Origin of the sequence: Variovorax stachyos (assembly GCF_051400855.1) — a bacterium.
Classification (GTDB): domain Bacteria; phylum Pseudomonadota; class Gammaproteobacteria; order Burkholderiales; family Burkholderiaceae_C; genus Variovorax.
The window spans coordinates 1-17,762 of the sequence record NZ_JBLFFN010000034.1 but is presented as its reverse complement, the minus strand read 5'-3'; the positions used below and the strand labels follow the sequence as shown (position 1 = coordinate 17,762).

Sequence of the window (17,762 nt, the reverse complement as noted above, 5' to 3'; positions counted from 1 at the left end):
AGGGTCACGCGCAGTGGGGTCGCCTTTCTTTGGTTACTTTCTTTGGCGAGACAAAGAAAGTGACTCGCCCGCCGGGGAGAAATCCCGGCTCCGGCCTCAATACAACAGCAACGTACGAAATCACCTTACGCGCCGCCACCGGCAACTAATTGACTATGCGCGCTGCGGCGTCCCCACCTTGGGCTCATCCAGCGCCCGCCCCGTCACCACCCACAGGATGAAGATCAGCACCGCACCCGCCGTGCCGAACACGCCCAGGCCGAGGTTGCCGCCGCCGAAGGTGAGGCTGTCGGGCGCGATCGGGGCGGTGCACACCATGGTGGCCGCCGTCATGCCCACGTAGTGCATCGAACAGACCGCCACGCCCATCACGGCGGCCGCGACCGCCTGGTGCGTCAACTCGGTCAGGTTGAACGCGAGCCACAGCGCGGACGCCGCCGCGATGATCGCGATGGCGACCGAGCCGGCGACGATGCCCCAGTCCAGGGTCATCGTCGCGCGCAGGCTCATCGCGAACATGCCCATGTAGTGCATCACGCAGACGCCGAGCCCCGCGAGCAGGCTGCCCATGACCCACCCCTTGGTATTGAAGCGCTTGCCGCCGGCGAGGTAGAGCGCCAGGCCGGAGATGACGATGGCCGCCACGAGCGACACCACGGTCAGCGGCAGGTTGTACCGGACGGGCACCGGAAGGCGATACGCCACCATGCCGATGAAGTGCATCGACCAGATGCCGATGCCGCCCAGCGCCACCGCGCCGCCGGCGAGCATCGCGAAGTCCACGCTGCCGTCGCTGCGCACCATCTTGCGCGTGCACAGCAAGGCAAGAAGCGACCCGAAGAACGAGATCACATAGGACAACGCCACAGTGCCGATGGCGTAGCTAGGGCTCAGCACTTGACCGATGAGAGGGTCCATGACTTCTTTTTCCTTTGAGTGAAAAGACCGGCGCTTCGATGGGAAGCCGGGCCGGCGTAATGCCCCCGGGGCCGGGGCGTTACAAGTCTGTTACTTTCATCGCGGCAAGTAAATTAGCTCCTTGTTCTTAAGGCCAGGGTGCTGGCGTGACTTTGTTCCGCTTTTCGAGGGCCGCAGATCAGCGCTGCGGCCGAATTCGATAGAGCCCGTTGTTGCGGTCGGCCGAGAGATAGATGGTGCCGTCGGCGCCCACCGCCACGCCGGTCGGCACATAGGGCGGCGGCAGGCCCGCGCCGCCGGGCAGACCGATCGGCAGGTTCTCGGCAACCGTGCGGCGCGTGCCGTTGGCGGGCTCGATCTCCACCAGCCGCCGTGCCGCACTCTCCGCGACGATGAAGCTGCCCCAGGGGGTCTGGGCCAGGCCTTCGGGCAGCGCCAGCCCGTTGGCGATGACGCGCAGCGGCGCGCTGGCATCGAGCGGAATGCGCGTGAGCCTGCCCGCGGCCTCGGTGAGGTAGAGCGCGCCGTCGCGGCCGAGCACCATCTGCACCGGGCCGCCCAGGCCGCTGGCGATCAGCTGGCGGGTCTCGAACTTCGGGCCGCTCGCACGGGTCACGCTGCCGGTGGCGATCTCGGCATAGATGAGGCTGCCGTCGGGCATCGGGATCGCATCCACCGGCGCCTTGAGGCCGTGCAGCACTGCAATGGTCTGGAAGCTCTTGCGGTCCACCAGCTGCACCGATCCGGAGAACCAGGAGGACAGCGCGATGCGCGTGGCCGACAGGCCCACGCCGAAGGGGTACTCGAGTTCCGGATCGCGCTGCATGCGGAAGATGTCGCGCACCGCACCGGTCCTCGCATCGACCTGGCGGAAGCCGAAGATGTCGGCCACGAAGAGCATGTCGCCGTCGATCTTGAGGCCGGCCGGCACCGCCAGTTTTCCGCCGGTCAGCAGGCGCGAAGTGCCGGTCGCGGGTTCGAAGGCCTCGACCGAGTTGTCTGCCATGTTCGAGATGAAGATCGTTCCCTCGGGCGCGATGGCGAGGTTGTCGATCGAGGGCTTGAACTGCTTCGCGACCGTCTTGCGCCCGCTGGCGAGCTCGACGCGCACCAGCTCGCCGCTGCGGGCATCGACCACCCACAGGTTGCCCTTGCCGTCGAGATTGGCTGCGGCCGGAACCTGGAAGCCCTCGGCGATCACGGTGAGGCGGCCGTCCGTCGGGTCGATCTTCACCACCTGGCCCTTGAACCACAGCGGGCCGTAGAGCAGGCCGTCCGGCCCCACCTCGAAGCCGTTGAAGCCGCCCATGTCCTTCTTGATCAGGCGCGGCGGCTTCTGGCCGGCAGTGTCGATCTCCCACAGCGCGTCGCCGAGGAAGACCTGCGAGGCGTAGAGCTTGCCGTTGCGGCGGTCGAAATCGAGCGAGTTGATGCCGGGCAGGTCCTTGGCGAGCACGCGCATCGGCGCGCCGTCGTGCTCGCGCAGGCGCACCGTGCCCGTCAGGTAGTTGGTCCAGGCGAGCTCGCCCCTGGGGCCGACCGCGATGTCGTCAGCCTGGCCATCGGGCGCGTCGATCAGCACGCGCGCGGCGCCGGTGCCCCGGTCGACTTCCCACAGCTGGCTGCCGACCACCGTGCCGGCGAGCAGCCGGCCTTGCCGGTCGATCGCCAGGCCGTGGACGCCCGAGAAGGAGGAGGGCGCAACCAGCGCCTCGGGCGGGCCCCAGCTTGCAGGGCGGGTGGGCGGCGAGATGGCGGTGCGCGGGGCAGGGACAGTGCACGCGCCTAGGGCGAGCAGCGAAGCGAGCAGGGCGGCGATGGCACGAGGCACTCTTGACTCCTTGTATTGCTGCCTCTCCCCTCTGGGAGAGCGCGGGGGTGAGGCACCGGGCGGTGGAGGGGACAAGGCAAAGGCTCAGGAGGCGAGCAGCCGTTCCTGCGCAATCACCAGAAGCCCATCCATGATCAAGCTGTCCACCAGCTCGAAGTTCCCGTTCATGCTCGGCGCCATCTTCCACCCCGCGCCGCCCGTCATGTAGCAGGCCGGCTCGGCCCCGCAATGCGCACGCACATGCTGCACCATGCGCTCGACCGCGCCCGCAATGGCGTAGGTGCCGCCGCTGGTCAGCGCGTCGCTGGTGTTGGTGGGGAACTCGCGCACCTCGCCGGTGGGCACGTGCAGACCGGCAGTGCCTGATTCGAGGGCACGCAGCATGATGCCGTGGCCCGGCAGGATCAGGCCGCCGAGGAACTTGCCGTAGGCATCCACCGCCTCCACCGTGACGGCGGTGCCGATCATCACCACCACCATCGGGCGCGCCGGGCCTTGCTCAAGCATGCGGTGGCGCGCGCCGATCATCGCGACCCAGCGATCGGCACCCAGGCGCGTCGGGTGGTCGTAGCCGTTGACGATCCCGGCCTCTGCCGCGCTCGACACCACCCAGCGTGGCGAGCAGTCGAAGCGCTCGACCACCTGTTCTTCCGCGCGCCGCCGCACCGCGTCGCCGGCCACCGCGCAGCCCAGCATCGACGCAGGCGCCGGCAACTCGGCCCAGGGGCCCTCGGCCAGCCGTTCGATGTGATCGAGGAACTCGGCGCCGTGTGCCAGCAGCGATGCACCCGGCCGGGCGGCGTCGTAGAGCGACCACTTGAGCCGGGTGTTGCCGATGTCGATCGCGAGGAATGCCATTCGGCGATTATTGCGGTGTGGGCCGTAACAGTCGATTCGGGCGTGAAGGCGCGACAGGCACTTCCGAATCGGCTGTTACGGTCAACGAGTCCCGACAGGTGCTTGCAGTTGCGACGCCCGCCTACGCGAGGGCGTCACGGCCAGCCGTTACAGTGGGCCTCCCTCAACCCAGGCACAAGGAGAAACCCATGGGATTGCTCAGTTTCATCAAGGAAGCGGGAGAAAAGCTGTTCGGCGGCTCGTCCGCCCAGGCCGCCGAGCCGGATGCCAACAAGGTGGCGGGCGACGCCATCAAGACCTACATCGAGACGCAGAACCTCGGCCTCACCAACCTCGAAGTGACTTACGTCGCCGCCGAAGGCCTGGTAACGCTCAAGGGCAACGCGCCTTCGCAGGAAGCCAGCGAGAAGGCCACGCTGGCAGCCGGCAACGTGGCCAACGTGACGAAGGTCGACAACCAGCTCGTCGCGCCAGCGGCCGACCCGGCGCAGTACCACGACGTGGTGAAGGGCGACACGCTCTCGGCCATTTCCAAGAAGTACTACGGCGACGCCAACAAGTACAACGCGATCTTCGAGGCCAACAAGCCGATGCTGAGCCACCCCGACAAGATCTATCCGGGCCAGAAGCTGCGCATTCCCCCGCTGAAGTGAGCGCGTAGCGCATAGCGGGTCGGCGCACACGACGCACCCGCGGTCGTTCCGTCTGCCCCGGCTGGCGGTACGCCGTGGAGTGCCGCTGGCCTCTCCTTTCTACTCGCGCCTAGTTTTGCTTCCACGGCAGGCCGCGCAGGCGCCAGCCGCCCTTGCGTCCGCGGTGGCCCTCGGCGTCGGCGTCGCCCTCGAAGCCCTCGAGGATGTTGTAGGCCTCCAGCCCCAGTTCGGTCGCGCGGCGCGCTGCCGCGATCGAGCGCACGCCGCTGCGGCACAGCAGCACGGCCTTCTTGCCGGGCGGCACTGCGGCGCGCAGGCCGTCATCGAAGCCGGGGTTCAAGGCCATGCCCGGCCACTGCTTCCAGGCGAGGCCGACCGCGCCGGGGACATAGCCCACCCACTCGCGCTCCGCGTCGCTGCGCACGTCGACGAGCACGGCCTCGCCATTCGTCACCCAGGCGTGGGCCAGTTCGGGCAGCACGTCGCCGGCGTAGCCCTGGGCGGGCCGGACGCCCTGCTGTTCACCACCCGGTGCGCTGTCCACGGCGGGCGGGTTGGAGGCTGCTGGGGTCATGGAACGTTCTTCCTTAAGTTGCTAGGGTTTGTGCGTAGAGCGGGCCGCGGCTCAATCGATGATTTTTCACCAGTTCGTGAAAACCCTCTTTGTCACGCTTGTTCACGTGTCAAAGATGGGAGTCTGGGGTTTTTTCCAGTCACATCTACGGAGACATACGCAATGACAGACACCAAACCGAACCGCCGCCGCAGCCTCCTCAAGGGCGCAGCCGTGGCGGCCGGCGCCATGTCCGCACCGATGGTCAGCATGGCGCAGACCACGTCGTTCCGCTTCCAGAGCACCTGGCCGGCAAAGGACATCTTCCACGAATACGCCCAGGACTTCGCCAAGAAGGTGAACGACATGGCGGGCAGCCGCCTCAAGATCGAGGTGCTGCCCGCCGGCTCCGTAGTGCCGGCCTTCCAGCTGCTGGATGCCGTGGCCAAGGGCACGCTCGATGGCGGGCACGGGGTGGTCGCCTACTGGTACGGCAAGAACTCCGCGCTCGCGCTGTGGGGCTCGGGCCCGGGCTACGGCATGGACGCCAACATGGTGCTCGCATGGCACAACTACGGCGGCGGCAAGGTGTTGCTGGAGGAGATCTACAAGGGCCTGAACCTGGATGTCGCCTCCTATCTCTACGGCCCGATGCCGACCCAGCCGCTCGGCTGGTTCAAGAAGCCCGTGGCCAAGGTCGAGGACATGAAGGGCCTGAAGTTCCGTACCGTCGGCCTGGCGGTGGACGTCTTCACCGACATGGGAACGGCCGTCAATCCGCTGCCGGGCGGCGAGATCGTGCCCGCGCTGGACCGCGGCCTGATCGACGCGGCCGAGTTCAACAACGCCTCCAGCGACCGCGTGCTCGGCTTCCCCGACGTGGCCAAGAACTGCATGCTGCAGAGCTTCCACCAGTCGGGCGAGCAGTTCGAGATCCTGTTCAACCGGGGCAAGCTCAATGCCTTGCCGGCCGAGCTGAAAGCGATCATCGAGTACGGCGTGCAGGCGGCCAGCGCCGACATGAGCTGGAAGGCGATCGAGCGCAATTCGGCCGACTACCTCGAGCTCAAGAAGGCCGGCGTCAAGTTCTACAAGACGCCGGACGCGATTCTTCGCGCTCAGCTGGCCTCGTGGGACAAGACCGTGGCCAAGAAGGCAACCGAGAACCCCATGTTCAAGAAGGTGCTCGATTCGCAGAAAGCCTTTGCCGAGCGGGCAGGCCAGTGGCACAACGACTATTCCGTTGACTTCAAGATGGCTTACAACCACTATTTCGGCCGTCAGGCCAAGAAGTCCTGAGTTCTAATTCCCATCAGCGAGGGGCACCTGGGGTGCCCCTCTTTTTTCGAGGCTCTGCAGGAAATCTTCATGCAATCCATTCTGTTGGGGGTCGATCGCTTCTCGACCTGGATCGGCAAGGCCTTTGCCTGGTGCGCGGTGCTGCTCACCCTGCTGATCAGCTGGGAAGTCTTCTGCCGCTATGCGCTCAACCGGCCCCATGCCTGGGTGCTCGATGTGCAGATCATGCTGTACGGCACGCTGTTCATGACCGCCGGCGCCTACACGCTCGCCAAGAACGGCCATGTGCGTGGCGACGTGCTCTACGGCTTCTTCCGGCCGCGCACGCAGGCCATCATCGACCTGACGCTCTACATCCTCTTCTTCCTTCCCGGCATCGTCGCGCTGACCTGGGCCGGATGGGTCTACGCCGGAGAGTCGCTGGCGATTCGCGAGCAGACCTTCTCCGCGGATCCGGTTCCGCTCTATCCCTTCAAGTATGTGATCCCGCTGGCCGGAATCACCCTGCTGCTGCAGGGCATCGTCGAGATCGTGCGCTGCGCGCAGTGCATCCGCGACGGCGAGTGGCCCTCGCGCGAACAGGATGTCGAGGAAGTTGACGTCGAGAAGCTGAAGGAAATGGTGCACGTGGACGACGCCGACATCCGGGCGCTGGACTCGGTGGTCGTGGCCAAGGAGGCCCGGCCATGATCCGCAGAGAGCTCTGGTTCGGCCTGTCGTTCATGGTGCTGGTCGTCGCCGCAGTGGTGATCATGCTGCTGCGCGTGGAGACCATCACCAACGGCCACCTCGGCCTGCTCATGCTGTCGCTGGTGGTGGTCGCGATCATGCTGGGCTTTCCCACGGCTTTCACGCTGATGGGCATGGGCATGATCTTCACCTGGTTCGCCTACGACCGGAACACCACGCACACGCTCGACCTGATGGTGCAGGCGGCCTACAAGACCATGGCGAACGACGTGCTCATCGCGGTGCCGTTGTTCGTCTTCATGGGTTACCTGGTGGAGCGCGCCAACCTGATCGAGACGCTGTTCAAGAGCCTGCACCTGGCACTGGCGCGGCTGCCCGGCGCGCTGGCGGTGGCCACGCTGGTGACCTGCACCATCTTCGCCACCGCCACCGGTATCGTCGGCGCGGTGGTGACGCTGATGGGCCTGCTGGCGCTGCCGGCCATGCTGCGCGCGGGCTACAGCATCCCGCTGGCGGCGGGATCGATCACGGCGGGTGGCTGCCTGGGCATCCTGATCCCGCCTTCGGTGCTGCTGATCGTCTACGGAGCGACCGCGGGGGTGTCGGTGGTCCAGCTCTACGCGGGTGCCTTCTTCCCGGGCGTGATGCTCGCCTCGCTCTACGTGCTCTACGTGATCATCGTGGCCAAGCTCAAGCCCGCCTGGGCTCCGCCGCTTTCGGCTGCCGACCGCGCGGTGAATCTGCCGCCACTGACGCAGCGGCTCACGCTCGACCCGACCCGCCATGCGTTCGCGGGACTCGTTGCCGGGCTCAAGGGCCGCCGCAATGCCGAAGTGCCGGCCGGCTTCCTGCTGCGGCAGCTCGGCATCGTGCTGCTGCCCGGCGTGCTCTTCGCGCTGCTGGCCGTCACCAGCTATCGCGCCGTGACCACCGTGGAGGCGGCGGCGAAGTACGACATTCAGGAGATCGGCGCCGGGCGCAGCGCGCCCGAGGCGGATTCGGGCGGCTTGCAGGAGCCGCCGGCGGAGAACGAGGGTGGCCTGCAGGAGCCGCCGAGCGAGGGTGGAGGCGGGCTCGCCGAGCCGCCCGGTGCTGGCGCTGTGCAGGAGCCTCCGGGTGCGGCGGCGAGTACCGGCGCCGCGCAGGAGCCGCCCGGCAGTGCTGCGGCCTCGCCGGCCGCGCAGCCGGGCGCCGTGCCCGCCGCGGACGGTGCCACCACGCGGCCGGCGCCCACCTGGTGGTGGGTCTGCTTCGCGGTGATCGGCGCGATCGTCACACTGTTCTACCTGTTCCTCAGCTTCGCGCGGCTCGAGATCTTCAAGATGCTGCTGGCCTCCTTCTTCCCGCTGATGATCCTCATCCTCGCGGTGCTCGGGTCCATCGTGCTGGGCCTGGCCACGCCGACGGAGGCGGCTGCCATGGGTGCGCTCGGGGGCTTCCTGCTGGCGGCGGCCTATCGCCGGCTGACGCTCGACGTGCTCAAGGAGTCGGTCTTCCTCACGGCCAAGACCTCGGCCATGGTGTGCTGGCTGTTCGTGGGCTCGGCCATCTTCTCGGCGGCCTTCGCGCTGCTCGGCGGCCAGCAGCTGGTCGAGGAATGGGTTCTGGGCTTGAACCTCTCGAAGGTGCAGTTCCTGGTGCTGAGCCAGGTGATCATCTTCATCCTCGGCTGGCCGCTGGAGTGGACCGAGATCATCGTGATCTTCATGCCGATCTTCATACCGCTGCTGGACAACTTCGGCGTCGACCCGTTGTTCTTCGGGCTGCTGGTCGCCATGAACCTGCAGACCGCCTTCCTGTCGCCGCCGGTGGCGATGGCAGCCTTCTACTTGAAGGGGGTAAGCCCGCCGCACGTGTCGCTCAACCAGATCTTCCTCGGCATGCTGCCCTTCATGGGCATCCAGGTGCTGGCGATCCTGCTGCTGTACATCTGGCCGCAGATCGGGTTGTGGCTGCCGCAGCTGCTGTACAAGTAGCGGGGCAGGGGGCACGAGGGCCGACAATCGGCCCTTTTTGCCCGCCCTGCCGTGACATCCCTGCTCGAACGACTTGCGCGCTGGACGCGCGCCGTGCCACGCGCCTTGCGGCGCATCGGCCTGCTGCCGCCGGTGGCGCCGGACCAGTGGCTCGATGGCCATTTCGAGCACCAGCACCGCAACGTCGACTACAAGCTCTTCGTCCCCGGAAGCGGTGCCGGCCGGCCACGCCCGCTCTTGCTGATGCTGCACGGCTGCAGCCAGGATCCGGAGGACTTCGCCACCGGCACGCGGATGAACCGGATCGCCGCCGAGCTCGGCTTCCTCGTGCTCTATCCGACACAGACCCAGAAGGCCAACGCGGGCAAGTGCTGGAACTGGTTCCTGCTGCAGCACCAGCAGGCCGGGCGGGGCGAGCCCGCGCTGCTCGCGTCGCTCACGCAGGCGGTGGTGCACGAGCACGGCGCCGATCCGGCACGCGTCTACGTGGCGGGCCTGTCCGCCGGCGGCTCGATGGCCGACATCCTGGGCCGGACCCATCCCGAGCTCTTCGCCGCCGTGGGCGTGCACTCCGGCCTGCCGAGCGGCGTGGCGCGCGACCTCCTCTCGGCGCTCGGCGCGATGAAGAACGGCCCGGGCAAGGCCAGCGCCGGCGGCCCGATGCGGCCGACCATCGTCTTCCACGGCGATGCCGACGAGACGGTGCATCCGCGCAACGGCGAGCAGGTGGCGGCGGATGCGGTGGCGGGGCTGCTGGCCGGCGGCGACCATCCGCCCGCGCACGAGATGCGGGGACGCTCGGAGGGTGGCCGCGCCTTCACCCGCTGGACCTATGCCGATGCCCGCGGCGCCATCATGGTCGAGCACTGGTTGCTGCACGGCGCCGGCCACGCCTGGGCCGGCGGCAGCGCCGACGGCTCCTTCACCGACCCCACGGGCCCGGACGCGAGTGCCGAGATGCTGCGCTTCTTCCTCAGCCATCCGATGATCAAGCGGACTAGGATGCAATAAGTCCCTTGCTTACACGCGGTTGCGCCGCTCGCGGGATAGTTCCAATGCTTTGCAATGCAGTTGCCAGCGCCGGCCCAGCCTGGCGCGTTGCAGGGGTCTGGAGCCAAGGACCGATCATGAAACATCGCATCCCTTCACACACGGCCCGCCGCGCCGTCGGCTGGCTGCTGGGCCTGGTGCTGCTGCTCGCCGCCGGCGCCGCGGCCTGGGCGCAGCAGGACCCGCCCGGCCGCGTCGCCCGCCTCAACGAGCAGCAGGGCACCGTCAGCTTCTCGCCGGCGGGCGACGACAGCTGGTACGACGCGGTGCCCAACCGGCCGATCACCACCGGCGACCGGCTCTGGACCGACCGCAACGCGCGGGCCGAGCTGCATGTGGATTCGACCGCGCTGCGCATGGACGACCAGACGCTGCTGGCGGTGTCCGAGCTCGACGACGACAGCGCCCGCTTCACCGCGACCCGCGGCCGCCTGCAACTGCGCGTGCGCGAGGCCCCGGTCGGGCAGCGCCTGGAAATCGGTACCGCCAACCTGGCAGCGGTGGTCGAGACGCCCGGCGACTACCGCATCGAGGTGGACCCGGCCGCCGGCACCACGCGCGTGGCGGTCGTTGCCGGCGGCCTCACGCTCTATGGCGAGAACAGCGAATCGGTGACACTCGGCGCCCACCAGCAGCTCACGGTGTCGGGGCGCCAGCTCGCGGCGGTGAGCGGCGATCCGGTGCGCGCCGGCGACGCCTTCGACCGCTGGGTGGCCGAACGCGACCGGCTGGAAGACCAGTCGATCTCGGCGCGCTACGTCTCGCGCGACGTGCTCGGTTACCAGCAGCTCGACCGCTACGGCGAGTGGCAGAGCGATCCCACCTACGGCAACGTCTGGTACCCGCGCAGCGTCGATGCCGACTGGGCTCCGTACCGCGATGGCCAGTGGGTCGACATCGCGCCCTGGGGCTGGACCTGGATCGATGCCGCGCCCTGGGGCTTTGCGCCTTCGCACTACGGCCGCTGGGCTCGCATCGGGCCGCGCTGGGCCTGGGTGCCGGGGCGGGCGACCACGCGGCCGGTGTATGCGCCGGCGCTGGTGGGCTTCGTGGGCGGCGGCGGCGTCCATGCCGACGTGGTGGCGGGCGGCCGGCCCGGCGTCGGCTGGTTCCCGCTCGCGCCTGGCGAACCGTGGCGGCCGGGCTACCGCGCCAGCCAGCGCTACGTCGACGAGGTCAATCGCGCCATCGCCTACCAGCGGCAGCTCGCGCGCACGGACTACCTGCACCGCAACACGCCGGGCGCGCTCTCGCTGGTGCCGGTGGACATCTTCGGCCGCGGACCCATTGCCCGCCGCGACTTCCTGCGCACGCCGGAGGGCGCCACTGCGCAACTGCCGATCGTCGCCACTGCGCCGGTCGCTCCGCGTGGTGACCGGCATTTCGGCGGCTTCGGGCGATCGGCGAGCGCGTTGCCGCCGCCCGACCTGCGGGGTCGGCAGCAGCAGTTCCAGCAGGCGCGGCAGTTGCAGCAAGCGCAGCAGTTGCAGCAAGCCCAGCAGTTGCAGCAAGCGCAGCAATCGCAGCAAGCGCAGCAGTCGCAGCAAGCGCAGCAAGCCCAGCAGGCCCAGCAGGCCCAGCAGCAACTTCAGTTGCAGCAGCGCGCCATCCAGGCACAGCAGCAGCTTCAGGCGCAGCAAATGCAGCGCTTCCAGCAGATGCAGCAAGCGCAGCAGCCGCAACCTGCCCAGCAGCTCCCACAGATACAGCAACGCGACGCGCTGCGCCAGCAGCAAGAACTTCAGCAGCGGGCCGCGCAGGCCCAGGCGCAGCAGCAGTTCCAGCTGCAACTGCAGCAGCAACAACAGCAGCAACAGGCACTGCGCGCCCAGCAGGAGATGCACCAGCGCGCCGCCCAGGCGCAGGCCCAGCAGCTCCAGCAGGTTCAACAGCAGCAAGCCCTGCGCGCGCAGCAGCAGATGCAGGCGCAACAACAGATTCAGCAGATGCAGATGCAGCAGCAGAACACGTTGCGCCAGGCGCAGGAACACCAGCAGCGCGCCTTGCAGCAATTGCAACAGCAGCAGCAGCGTGCCGGCATCAGCGGCGATCCGCGGCAGCGCTGGATGTCGCGCGATTCCGGGCAGCCGGACCGACCCTGAGTGCACGCGCGGCAGCCTTTCCTTCGGCCGGCTAAAGTCGGCCGCAAGGAGCGGCTTCCATGCGCACATTCGACTTCGACCTCTTCGTGATCGGCGGCGGCAGCGGTGGCGTGCGCGCGGCGCGCATGGCGGCCCAGCGTGGCGCGCGCGTGGCGCTGGCCGAATGCGCCGAGCTGGGCGGCACCTGCGTCAACGTGGGCTGCATTCCGAAGAAGCTCTACAGCTACGCGGCCGGCTATGCCGAGTCCTTCGAGGAAGCCGCCGGCTTCGGCTGGACGCTCGACGGGCCCCCGCGCTTCGACTGGAACCGGCTCAAGGCCAATCGCGCCAAGGAGATCTCGCGCCTCAACGGCATCTACCGCAACCTGCTCGAAGGCGCGGGCGTCAGGCTGATCCAGGGCTGGGCGTGCCTGGCCGATGCGCATACCGTGCAGGTGGGTGAGAAGAAGCACACGGCGGGCCACATCCTGGTGGCCACGGGCGGCATGCCCTTCGTGCCGGAGCTTCCGGGCCGCGAGCTCGGCGTGGTGTCGGACGCGATGTTCGACCTCGACCCCTTTCCCGAGCGCCTGCTGGTGGTGGGCGGCGGCTACATCGCCTGCGAGTTCGCGTCCATCTTCAACGGCCTGGGCGCGCAGGTCACGCAGCTGTACCGCGGGCCGCATCTGCTCAACGGCTTCGACGAGGACCTGCGCCAGTTCCTGGCCAAGGAGATGGGCCGCGCCGGGGTCGACATCCGCTTCAACACCGAGATCGACATGATCACGCGCCTCGACAGCGGCCTGTGTGCGCTGCTCTCGCGTGGCGAGCGCGTGGAGGCCGACGTCATCCTTTATGCCACCGGCCGGATGCCCAACACGGAGGGCCTCGGCCTTCAGGCCACCGGTGTCGAGCTCGACGAGCGCGGCGGCGTGGTGGTCGATGCGCACTACCGCAGCTCGGTGCCCTCGATCTACGCTGTGGGCGACGTGTCGACCAGGCAGCAGCTCACCCCGGTAGCGCTGGCCGAGGCCATGGTCGTGGTGGACACCCTGTTCGGGCAAGGGCCGCGCGAGCTGGACTACGAGTTCACGCCCACGGCCGTCTTCACCCATCCCAACATCGGCACCTGCGGCTACACCGAGGCGGAGGCGCGCGCGAAGTTCGGCAAGGTCCGGGTGTTCTCGAGCGAGTTCAAGGCGCTGCGCCACACGCTCTCGCAAAGCGGCGAGCGCACCTTCATGAAGCTGGTGGTCGAGCGCGCCACCGACCGCGTGGTGGGCCTGCACATGGTGGGGCCCGACGCAGGCGAGGTGGTGCAGGGCTTCGCGGTCGCGATGCGCGCGGGCGCGACCAAGCGGGTGTTCGACAGCACCATCGGCATCCATCCGACCGTGGCGGAGGAGTTCGTCACGATGCGCGAACCGATGCCGGGATAGAGGCTCGGCACGATGAACCCCTCCCGGCAAAACAGCAGGGCCGGCTCGGTGTGGATACGGTTCTGGTGGCCCATGGCCGCGTTGGAGCCGACCCCGGCGCATGCCAGCGCGCCCGAGCGTGCGGCGATCAGGACGCGGAACTACGTCTGGCTGAAGACGTACATGGACATCTACATCCTCCGCTGGGGTGCGCTGTGGGCTGTTTGCCTCGGCCTCGCACTGCTCGCCACGGACGATGCGGTGCCAAGCACCTTGTTCGCGCTCGCGCTCACTGCGACCATGTTGTCCTTCTTCGGCCTTTTTTCCATGATCCTGATCTACCGCCGGGCGGCGAGGGCGCTCAAGGACCGGGCGGTGTAGCTGACGCGCGAACTTCTTCTTGCCTGACACCGCGCGGCCGCCGCTTCGACGACGCTGTCGACGCGCCGAACGACTCGCACGATGCCTCGCTGCGGGCCGGACGGCTCTACCAAGGAGCTGCCATGAGCACGAAGGAGACGAAGGAGCAGTCGAAAACGACCGATCGCGAGAGCGTCAAGGACACCATGGAAAAGGGCACCGAGAAGCAGCCCGGCGAGTTCCGCGACGAAGCCAACGAGGACAAGGTCGTCGAGATCGGGAAGGACGTGAAGAAGGATCCGATCAAGGGCATCGATCCCAAGCGCTGACGCGCCGTCCCGCTCGGCATGGGCCCCGGTTTGCTAGATTGGCTGAGGTCCGGGTGGATCCTGCTGGCGCTGGCGACGCTCGTCATCGTGCTCGGGCTGGTCATCTGGTCCATCCGCAGGCATCGGGATCCCCGGCTGGTGGTCGAATGCGATGCTTCCATCGCCGACCTCCTCCCGTCGCTGTCGGGCTTGACGCAGGGCACGGTCTACGAAGGCAATTCGGTCGAGCTGCTGGAGAACGGCGCCTTCTTCGACGCGATGTTCGAGGAGATCGGCCGGGCCGAGGCCTCCGTCCACTTCGAGACCTTTCTCTGGAAGGAAGGCAAGCTCGGCGAGCGCCTGGCAAATGCGCTGGTCGAACGCCGCCGCGCCGGCGTGCAAGTGCGTGTCCTGGTCGATGCCGACGGGGGCAAGAAGATCGGCCGCGACGCCGAGCGCCTGCGGGCAGGGGGCTGCCGGCTCGAGATGCATCACCCGCGGCACATACGGAACATCGGCGTCTTCAACGACCGCGATCATCGCAAGCTGCTGGTGGTGGACGGTCGCGTGGCGCTGGTGGGCGGCCATTGCATCGTCGACAGCTGGCTGGGCAACGGGGAGAACCGCGATCAGGTCCGCGACCTCGGCGTGCGCCTGCGCGGGCCGGTGGTGCATGGCGTGCAAGCAGCCTTCAGCGAGAACTGGGTGGAGGACACCGGAGAGCTCTTCGTCGGGGCCGATGTGTTCCCTGCCCTTGCGCGCGAGGGGGAGGTTGCCATCCACGTCGCCAGCCTCAAGCCCGAAGGGTCCCCGCCGGCTGTGAAGATCCTGCACCACCTGGTGCCGTGCATCGCACGCCATCGGATCTGGATCCAGAACCCCTACTTCCTGCCGGACAGCGAGGCGATCGAGGCCTTGTGCGATGCGGCGAAGCGCGGCGTCGACGTCCGCGTGATGGTGCCGTCCGCGGAGGCCTCGGACATGCCCATGGTCCAGCACGCGGCGCATCGCAACTTCCACCTCCTGCTGGCGGGCGGCGTGCGCATCTTCGAATATTCGAAATGCCTGCTGCACCAGAAAGTGATGACCGTCGATGCGGCCTGGTGCGCGGTCGGATCGAGCAATTTCGACGACCGCTCATTCGAGACCAACGACGAGATCACGCTGAGCGTGCGCGACGACACCCTGGCCGTGCAGCTGGAGGCGATCTTCGAGCGCGACATGCATGACTGCACCGAGCTGCGCAGCGACGCGTGGGCCCGGCGCGGGCTGCGGCATCGGTGCAAGGACAACCTGCTGTACACCTTCAACGAGCTGCTGTGAGGCGAAGGCAGCGGCGGACACCGAGCGCAGCGGCGCACCCGAATCAGCCCGGGGCACAGGCGGCACAATCGCGCCATGCCCTACATGCCCACCTTCATCGCCCCGGCCCGCTTTTCGGATCCCGCCGCCGTGCTCGAGCAGGTGCGGCTGATCTATGACAGCGGCCTCACGCACCTGCGAGAGGCGATGCAGCGCTTCGTCGCCGGCGAGAGCCTGCCGGGCCGGGTGCGCGCCTGCTACCCCTTCGTGCGGGTGCACACCCACACCGTCTCGCGCCGCACGCCGGCGGCCAACGCCTGGCTCAGCTATGGCTTCGTGGCCGGGCCGGGCCGCTACGAGACCACGCTGACACGGCCCGATCTCTTCGAGCGCTACTACCGCGAGCAATTCCGCCTGCTGCTCGAGAACCATGATGTCGAGCTCGAGGTCGGCACCAGCACGCAGCCGATCCCGATCCACTTCTCCTTCGCGGAGAACGAGCACATCGAAGGCACCATGAGCGAGGAAAGGCGCGTGCTGATGCGCGACGTCTTCGACCTGCCGGACCTGGCCGCAATGGACGACGGCATCGCCAACGGCACCTTCGAGGCCCGGCCGGGCGAGGCGCAGCCGCTCGCGCTCTTCACTGCCGCGCGGGTGGACTATTCGCTGCACCGGCTGCGCCACTACACCGGCACCGCGCCCGAGTGGTTCCAGAACTTCGTGCTCTTCACCAACTACCAGTTCTACATCGACGAGTTCGTGCGCCTGGGCCGCGAGGCCATGGCCGACGAGAAGAGCGAATACATCGCCTTCATCGAGCCCGGCAACGTGGTCACGCGCCGGCGCGGGCTGGCGGCGGGCGCGAGCGCCTCCTTCTACGGCGCGCTGCTCGACGGCAGCCAGGGCACGCCGCCCGGGCGCCTGCCGCAGATGCCGGCCTACCACCTCGTGCGCGAGGACTGCAGCGGCATCAGCATGGTCAACATCGGCGTCGGACCGGCCAATGCCAAGACCATCACCGACCACGTCGCCGTGCTGCGCCCGCATGCCTGGATGATGCTGGGTCACTGCGCCGGCCTGCGCCAGGGGCAGCAGCTCGGCGACTACGTGCTGGCCCACGCCTACGTGCGCGAGGACCATGTGCTCGACGAGGAGCTGCCGCTGTGGGTGCCGATCCCTGCGCTGTCGGAGATCCAGCTCGCGCTGGAGCAGGCGGTGGCCGATGTCACCGGCATGCAGGGCACCCAGCTCAAGAAGATCATGCGCACCGGCACCGTGGCGAGCACCGACAACCGCAACTGGGAGCTCCTGCCCGGCAACCAGCCGCAGCGCCGCTTCAGCCAGAGCCGCGCGGTGGCGCTGGACATGGAAAGCGCCACCATCGCGGCCAACGGCTTCCGCTTCCGCGTTCCCTACGGCACCCTGCTGTGCGTCAGCGACAAGCCGCTGCACGGCGAGATCAAGCTGCCTGGCATGGCCAACCATTTCTACCGCGAGCGCGTCGAGCAGCACCTGCGCATCGGCATGGCGGCGATCGAGGTGTTGCGGCGCGAGGGCTCGGGCCGCCTGCACAGCCGCAAGCTGCGCAGCTTTGCGGAGGTGGCGTTCCAGTAGCGGTTGGGGTTCGGATTCCGAGATTTTGTTGGCAGGCGGCAGCTGTTTCTTCGCCACAGCCGCTGTGGCGATTTCGCGTGCCGTGAGTACGATTCCTCTCTTGCAACAAATTGACACATGTGTCAGGGAGGACTCGCATGGTGGATTCAACGCGCCGCATCTTCACGTCGTGGCTTGCTGCCACGGCAGCCGGCATGGCACCGGCATCGGTGCTGGCCCAGGCCGCGAAGCCTGCACCCGCAGCAGCCGCCGCAGCGATACCGCGGCTGCGCATCGTCATCCCCGCCAACGAAGGCGGCGGCTGGGACCAGACCGGCCGCGCGCTCGGCGCTGCCATGTTGGCCGCCGGCGCGGTGGCACAGGTCAGCGCAGGTGGTGCGACCGCCCCGGTGATCGGATCGATGCCCGGACTGGTCCACTGGCCGATCTCGTAGGCCCCTGAAGCTGCGGCGGCGGTGACGATGCTGTTGACGATGCGTTGTGCCAGGTTGCCCTGCGTGTTTTCGAGCGTATTGCCACCGGTGTTCGCGGAAACGCTGCTGCCGGAGACCTGGCCCGCCGTGTTGACCAGTCCGGCGTTGGCAAGCACCGCGGCGCCGCCGGCCTGGAGCTTGCCGAGCGCATTGATCGTCTGAGGACGCTGCCGGCAGCGGTGATGGTCCCTGGCGTGGGCACGTAGCTTGGTGATGCGATCGTGGCACCGCCGGTGCTGGTACCGGTGCCGGTGCCGGTGCCCGGCGTCGTCGGATTCGAGGTCCCGGTGCCACCAGCGCCTGTTCCCGTGCCCGGCTGCACAGGCGTCTGTGGCACCGGCTCGGCGCCGATCACGCCACCGCCCGTGTTGCTCA

The 17,762-nt window shown here is 68.1% G+C and carries 17 protein-coding genes; 13 read left to right on the top strand and 4 right to left on the bottom strand.

Features of this window, described 5'->3' with window-relative positions:
• Positions 1 to 153: 153 nt before the first annotated feature.
• The 3 genes from ACMGEZ_RS29375 to ACMGEZ_RS29365 form a co-directional block, all read right to left on the bottom strand.
• A complete protein-coding gene (locus ACMGEZ_RS29375; protein ID WP_436825809.1) occupies positions 154 to 918 on the bottom strand; it encodes an MHYT domain-containing protein in 765 nt (254 codons plus the stop codon).
• A 178-nt stretch (positions 919 to 1,096) separates the two neighbouring features.
• The gene (locus tag ACMGEZ_RS29370) at positions 1,097 to 2,749 is read right to left on the bottom strand and encodes a Vgb family protein (RefSeq protein WP_436825808.1); all 1,653 of its coding nucleotides are present in this window, start codon (positions 2,747 to 2,749) and stop codon (positions 1,097 to 1,099) included.
• Positions 2,750 to 2,833: 84 nt separating this feature from the next.
• Complete coding sequence (locus ACMGEZ_RS29365; RefSeq protein ID WP_436825807.1) at positions 2,834 to 3,607, bottom strand: type III pantothenate kinase; 774 nt, start codon at positions 3,605 to 3,607, stop codon at positions 2,834 to 2,836.
• Positions 3,608 to 3,795: 188 nt separating this feature from the next.
• Between ACMGEZ_RS29365 and lysM the strand changes: the two genes are divergently transcribed.
• The gene (gene lysM, locus ACMGEZ_RS29360; RefSeq protein WP_436825806.1) at positions 3,796 to 4,260 is read left to right on the top strand and encodes a peptidoglycan-binding protein LysM; all 465 of its coding nucleotides are present in this window, start codon (positions 3,796 to 3,798) and stop codon (positions 4,258 to 4,260) included.
• Between the two features lie 109 nt (positions 4,261 to 4,369).
• Here the strand turns inward: lysM and ACMGEZ_RS29355 are convergent, their stop codons facing one another.
• Positions 4,370 to 4,834 carry a rhodanese-like domain-containing protein gene (locus ACMGEZ_RS29355; RefSeq protein ID WP_436825805.1) on the bottom strand — a complete coding sequence of 155 codons (465 nt, stop codon included), beginning with the start codon at positions 4,832 to 4,834 and terminating at the stop codon, positions 4,370 to 4,372.
• Between the two features lie 162 nt (positions 4,835 to 4,996).
• Between ACMGEZ_RS29355 and ACMGEZ_RS29350 the strand changes: the two genes are divergently transcribed.
• The 12 genes from ACMGEZ_RS29350 (at position 4,997) to ACMGEZ_RS29295 (ending at position 17,549) form a co-directional block, all read left to right on the top strand.
• On the top strand, positions 4,997 to 6,112 hold the full coding sequence (locus ACMGEZ_RS29350; RefSeq protein ID WP_436825804.1) for a TRAP transporter substrate-binding protein: 1,116 nt from the start codon (positions 4,997 to 4,999) through the stop codon (positions 6,110 to 6,112).
• 69 nt (positions 6,113 to 6,181) lie between these two features.
• Positions 6,182 to 6,802 (top strand): TRAP transporter small permease subunit, encoded by a 621-nt coding sequence (locus ACMGEZ_RS29345; RefSeq protein WP_436825803.1) that lies wholly within the window; start codon positions 6,182 to 6,184, stop codon positions 6,800 to 6,802.
• Positions 6,799 to 8,778 carry a TRAP transporter large permease gene (locus tag ACMGEZ_RS29340; RefSeq protein ID WP_436825802.1) on the top strand — a complete coding sequence of 660 codons (1,980 nt, stop codon included), beginning with the start codon at positions 6,799 to 6,801 and terminating at the stop codon, positions 8,776 to 8,778. Before ACMGEZ_RS29345 ends, ACMGEZ_RS29340 begins: the two co-directional genes overlap by 4 nt.
• Before the next feature lie 51 nt (positions 8,779 to 8,829).
• Positions 8,830 to 9,789 (top strand): extracellular catalytic domain type 1 short-chain-length polyhydroxyalkanoate depolymerase, encoded by a 960-nt coding sequence (locus tag ACMGEZ_RS29335; RefSeq protein WP_436825801.1) that lies wholly within the window; start codon positions 8,830 to 8,832, stop codon positions 9,787 to 9,789.
• Between the two features lie 116 nt (positions 9,790 to 9,905).
• Positions 9,906 to 11,930, top strand: coding sequence for a DUF6600 domain-containing protein (locus ACMGEZ_RS29330; RefSeq protein ID WP_436825800.1), 2,025 nt, complete (start codon positions 9,906 to 9,908; stop codon positions 11,928 to 11,930).
• Between the two features lie 59 nt (positions 11,931 to 11,989).
• Positions 11,990 to 13,348, top strand: a complete 1,359-nt coding sequence (gorA, locus tag ACMGEZ_RS29325; protein WP_436825799.1) for a glutathione-disulfide reductase — start codon at positions 11,990 to 11,992, stop codon at positions 13,346 to 13,348.
• Positions 13,349 to 13,360: 12 nt separating this feature from the next.
• Entirely contained in the window at positions 13,361 to 13,708 is a 348-nt protein-coding gene (locus ACMGEZ_RS29320) for a hypothetical protein (protein WP_436825798.1), read from the top strand.
• A gap of 122 nt (positions 13,709 to 13,830) precedes the next feature.
• On the top strand, positions 13,831 to 14,016 hold the full coding sequence (locus ACMGEZ_RS29315) for a hypothetical protein (protein WP_436825797.1): 186 nt from the start codon (positions 13,831 to 13,833) through the stop codon (positions 14,014 to 14,016).
• Positions 14,017 to 14,046: 30 nt separating this feature from the next.
• Entirely contained in the window at positions 14,047 to 15,318 is a 1,272-nt protein-coding gene (locus ACMGEZ_RS29310) for a phospholipase D-like domain-containing protein (protein ID WP_436825796.1), read from the top strand.
• A 75-nt stretch (positions 15,319 to 15,393) separates the two neighbouring features.
• Positions 15,394 to 16,914, top strand: a complete 1,521-nt coding sequence (locus ACMGEZ_RS29305; RefSeq protein WP_436825795.1) for an AMP nucleosidase — start codon at positions 15,394 to 15,396, stop codon at positions 16,912 to 16,914.
• A gap of 137 nt (positions 16,915 to 17,051) precedes the next feature.
• On the top strand, positions 17,052 to 17,348 hold the full coding sequence (locus ACMGEZ_RS29300) for a hypothetical protein (protein WP_436825794.1): 297 nt from the start codon (positions 17,052 to 17,054) through the stop codon (positions 17,346 to 17,348).
• A 21-nt stretch (positions 17,349 to 17,369) separates the two neighbouring features.
• Positions 17,370 to 17,549 carry a hypothetical protein gene (locus ACMGEZ_RS29295; protein WP_436825793.1) on the top strand — a complete coding sequence of 60 codons (180 nt, stop codon included), beginning with the start codon at positions 17,370 to 17,372 and terminating at the stop codon, positions 17,547 to 17,549.
• Positions 17,550 to 17,762: the final 213 nt, after the last annotated feature.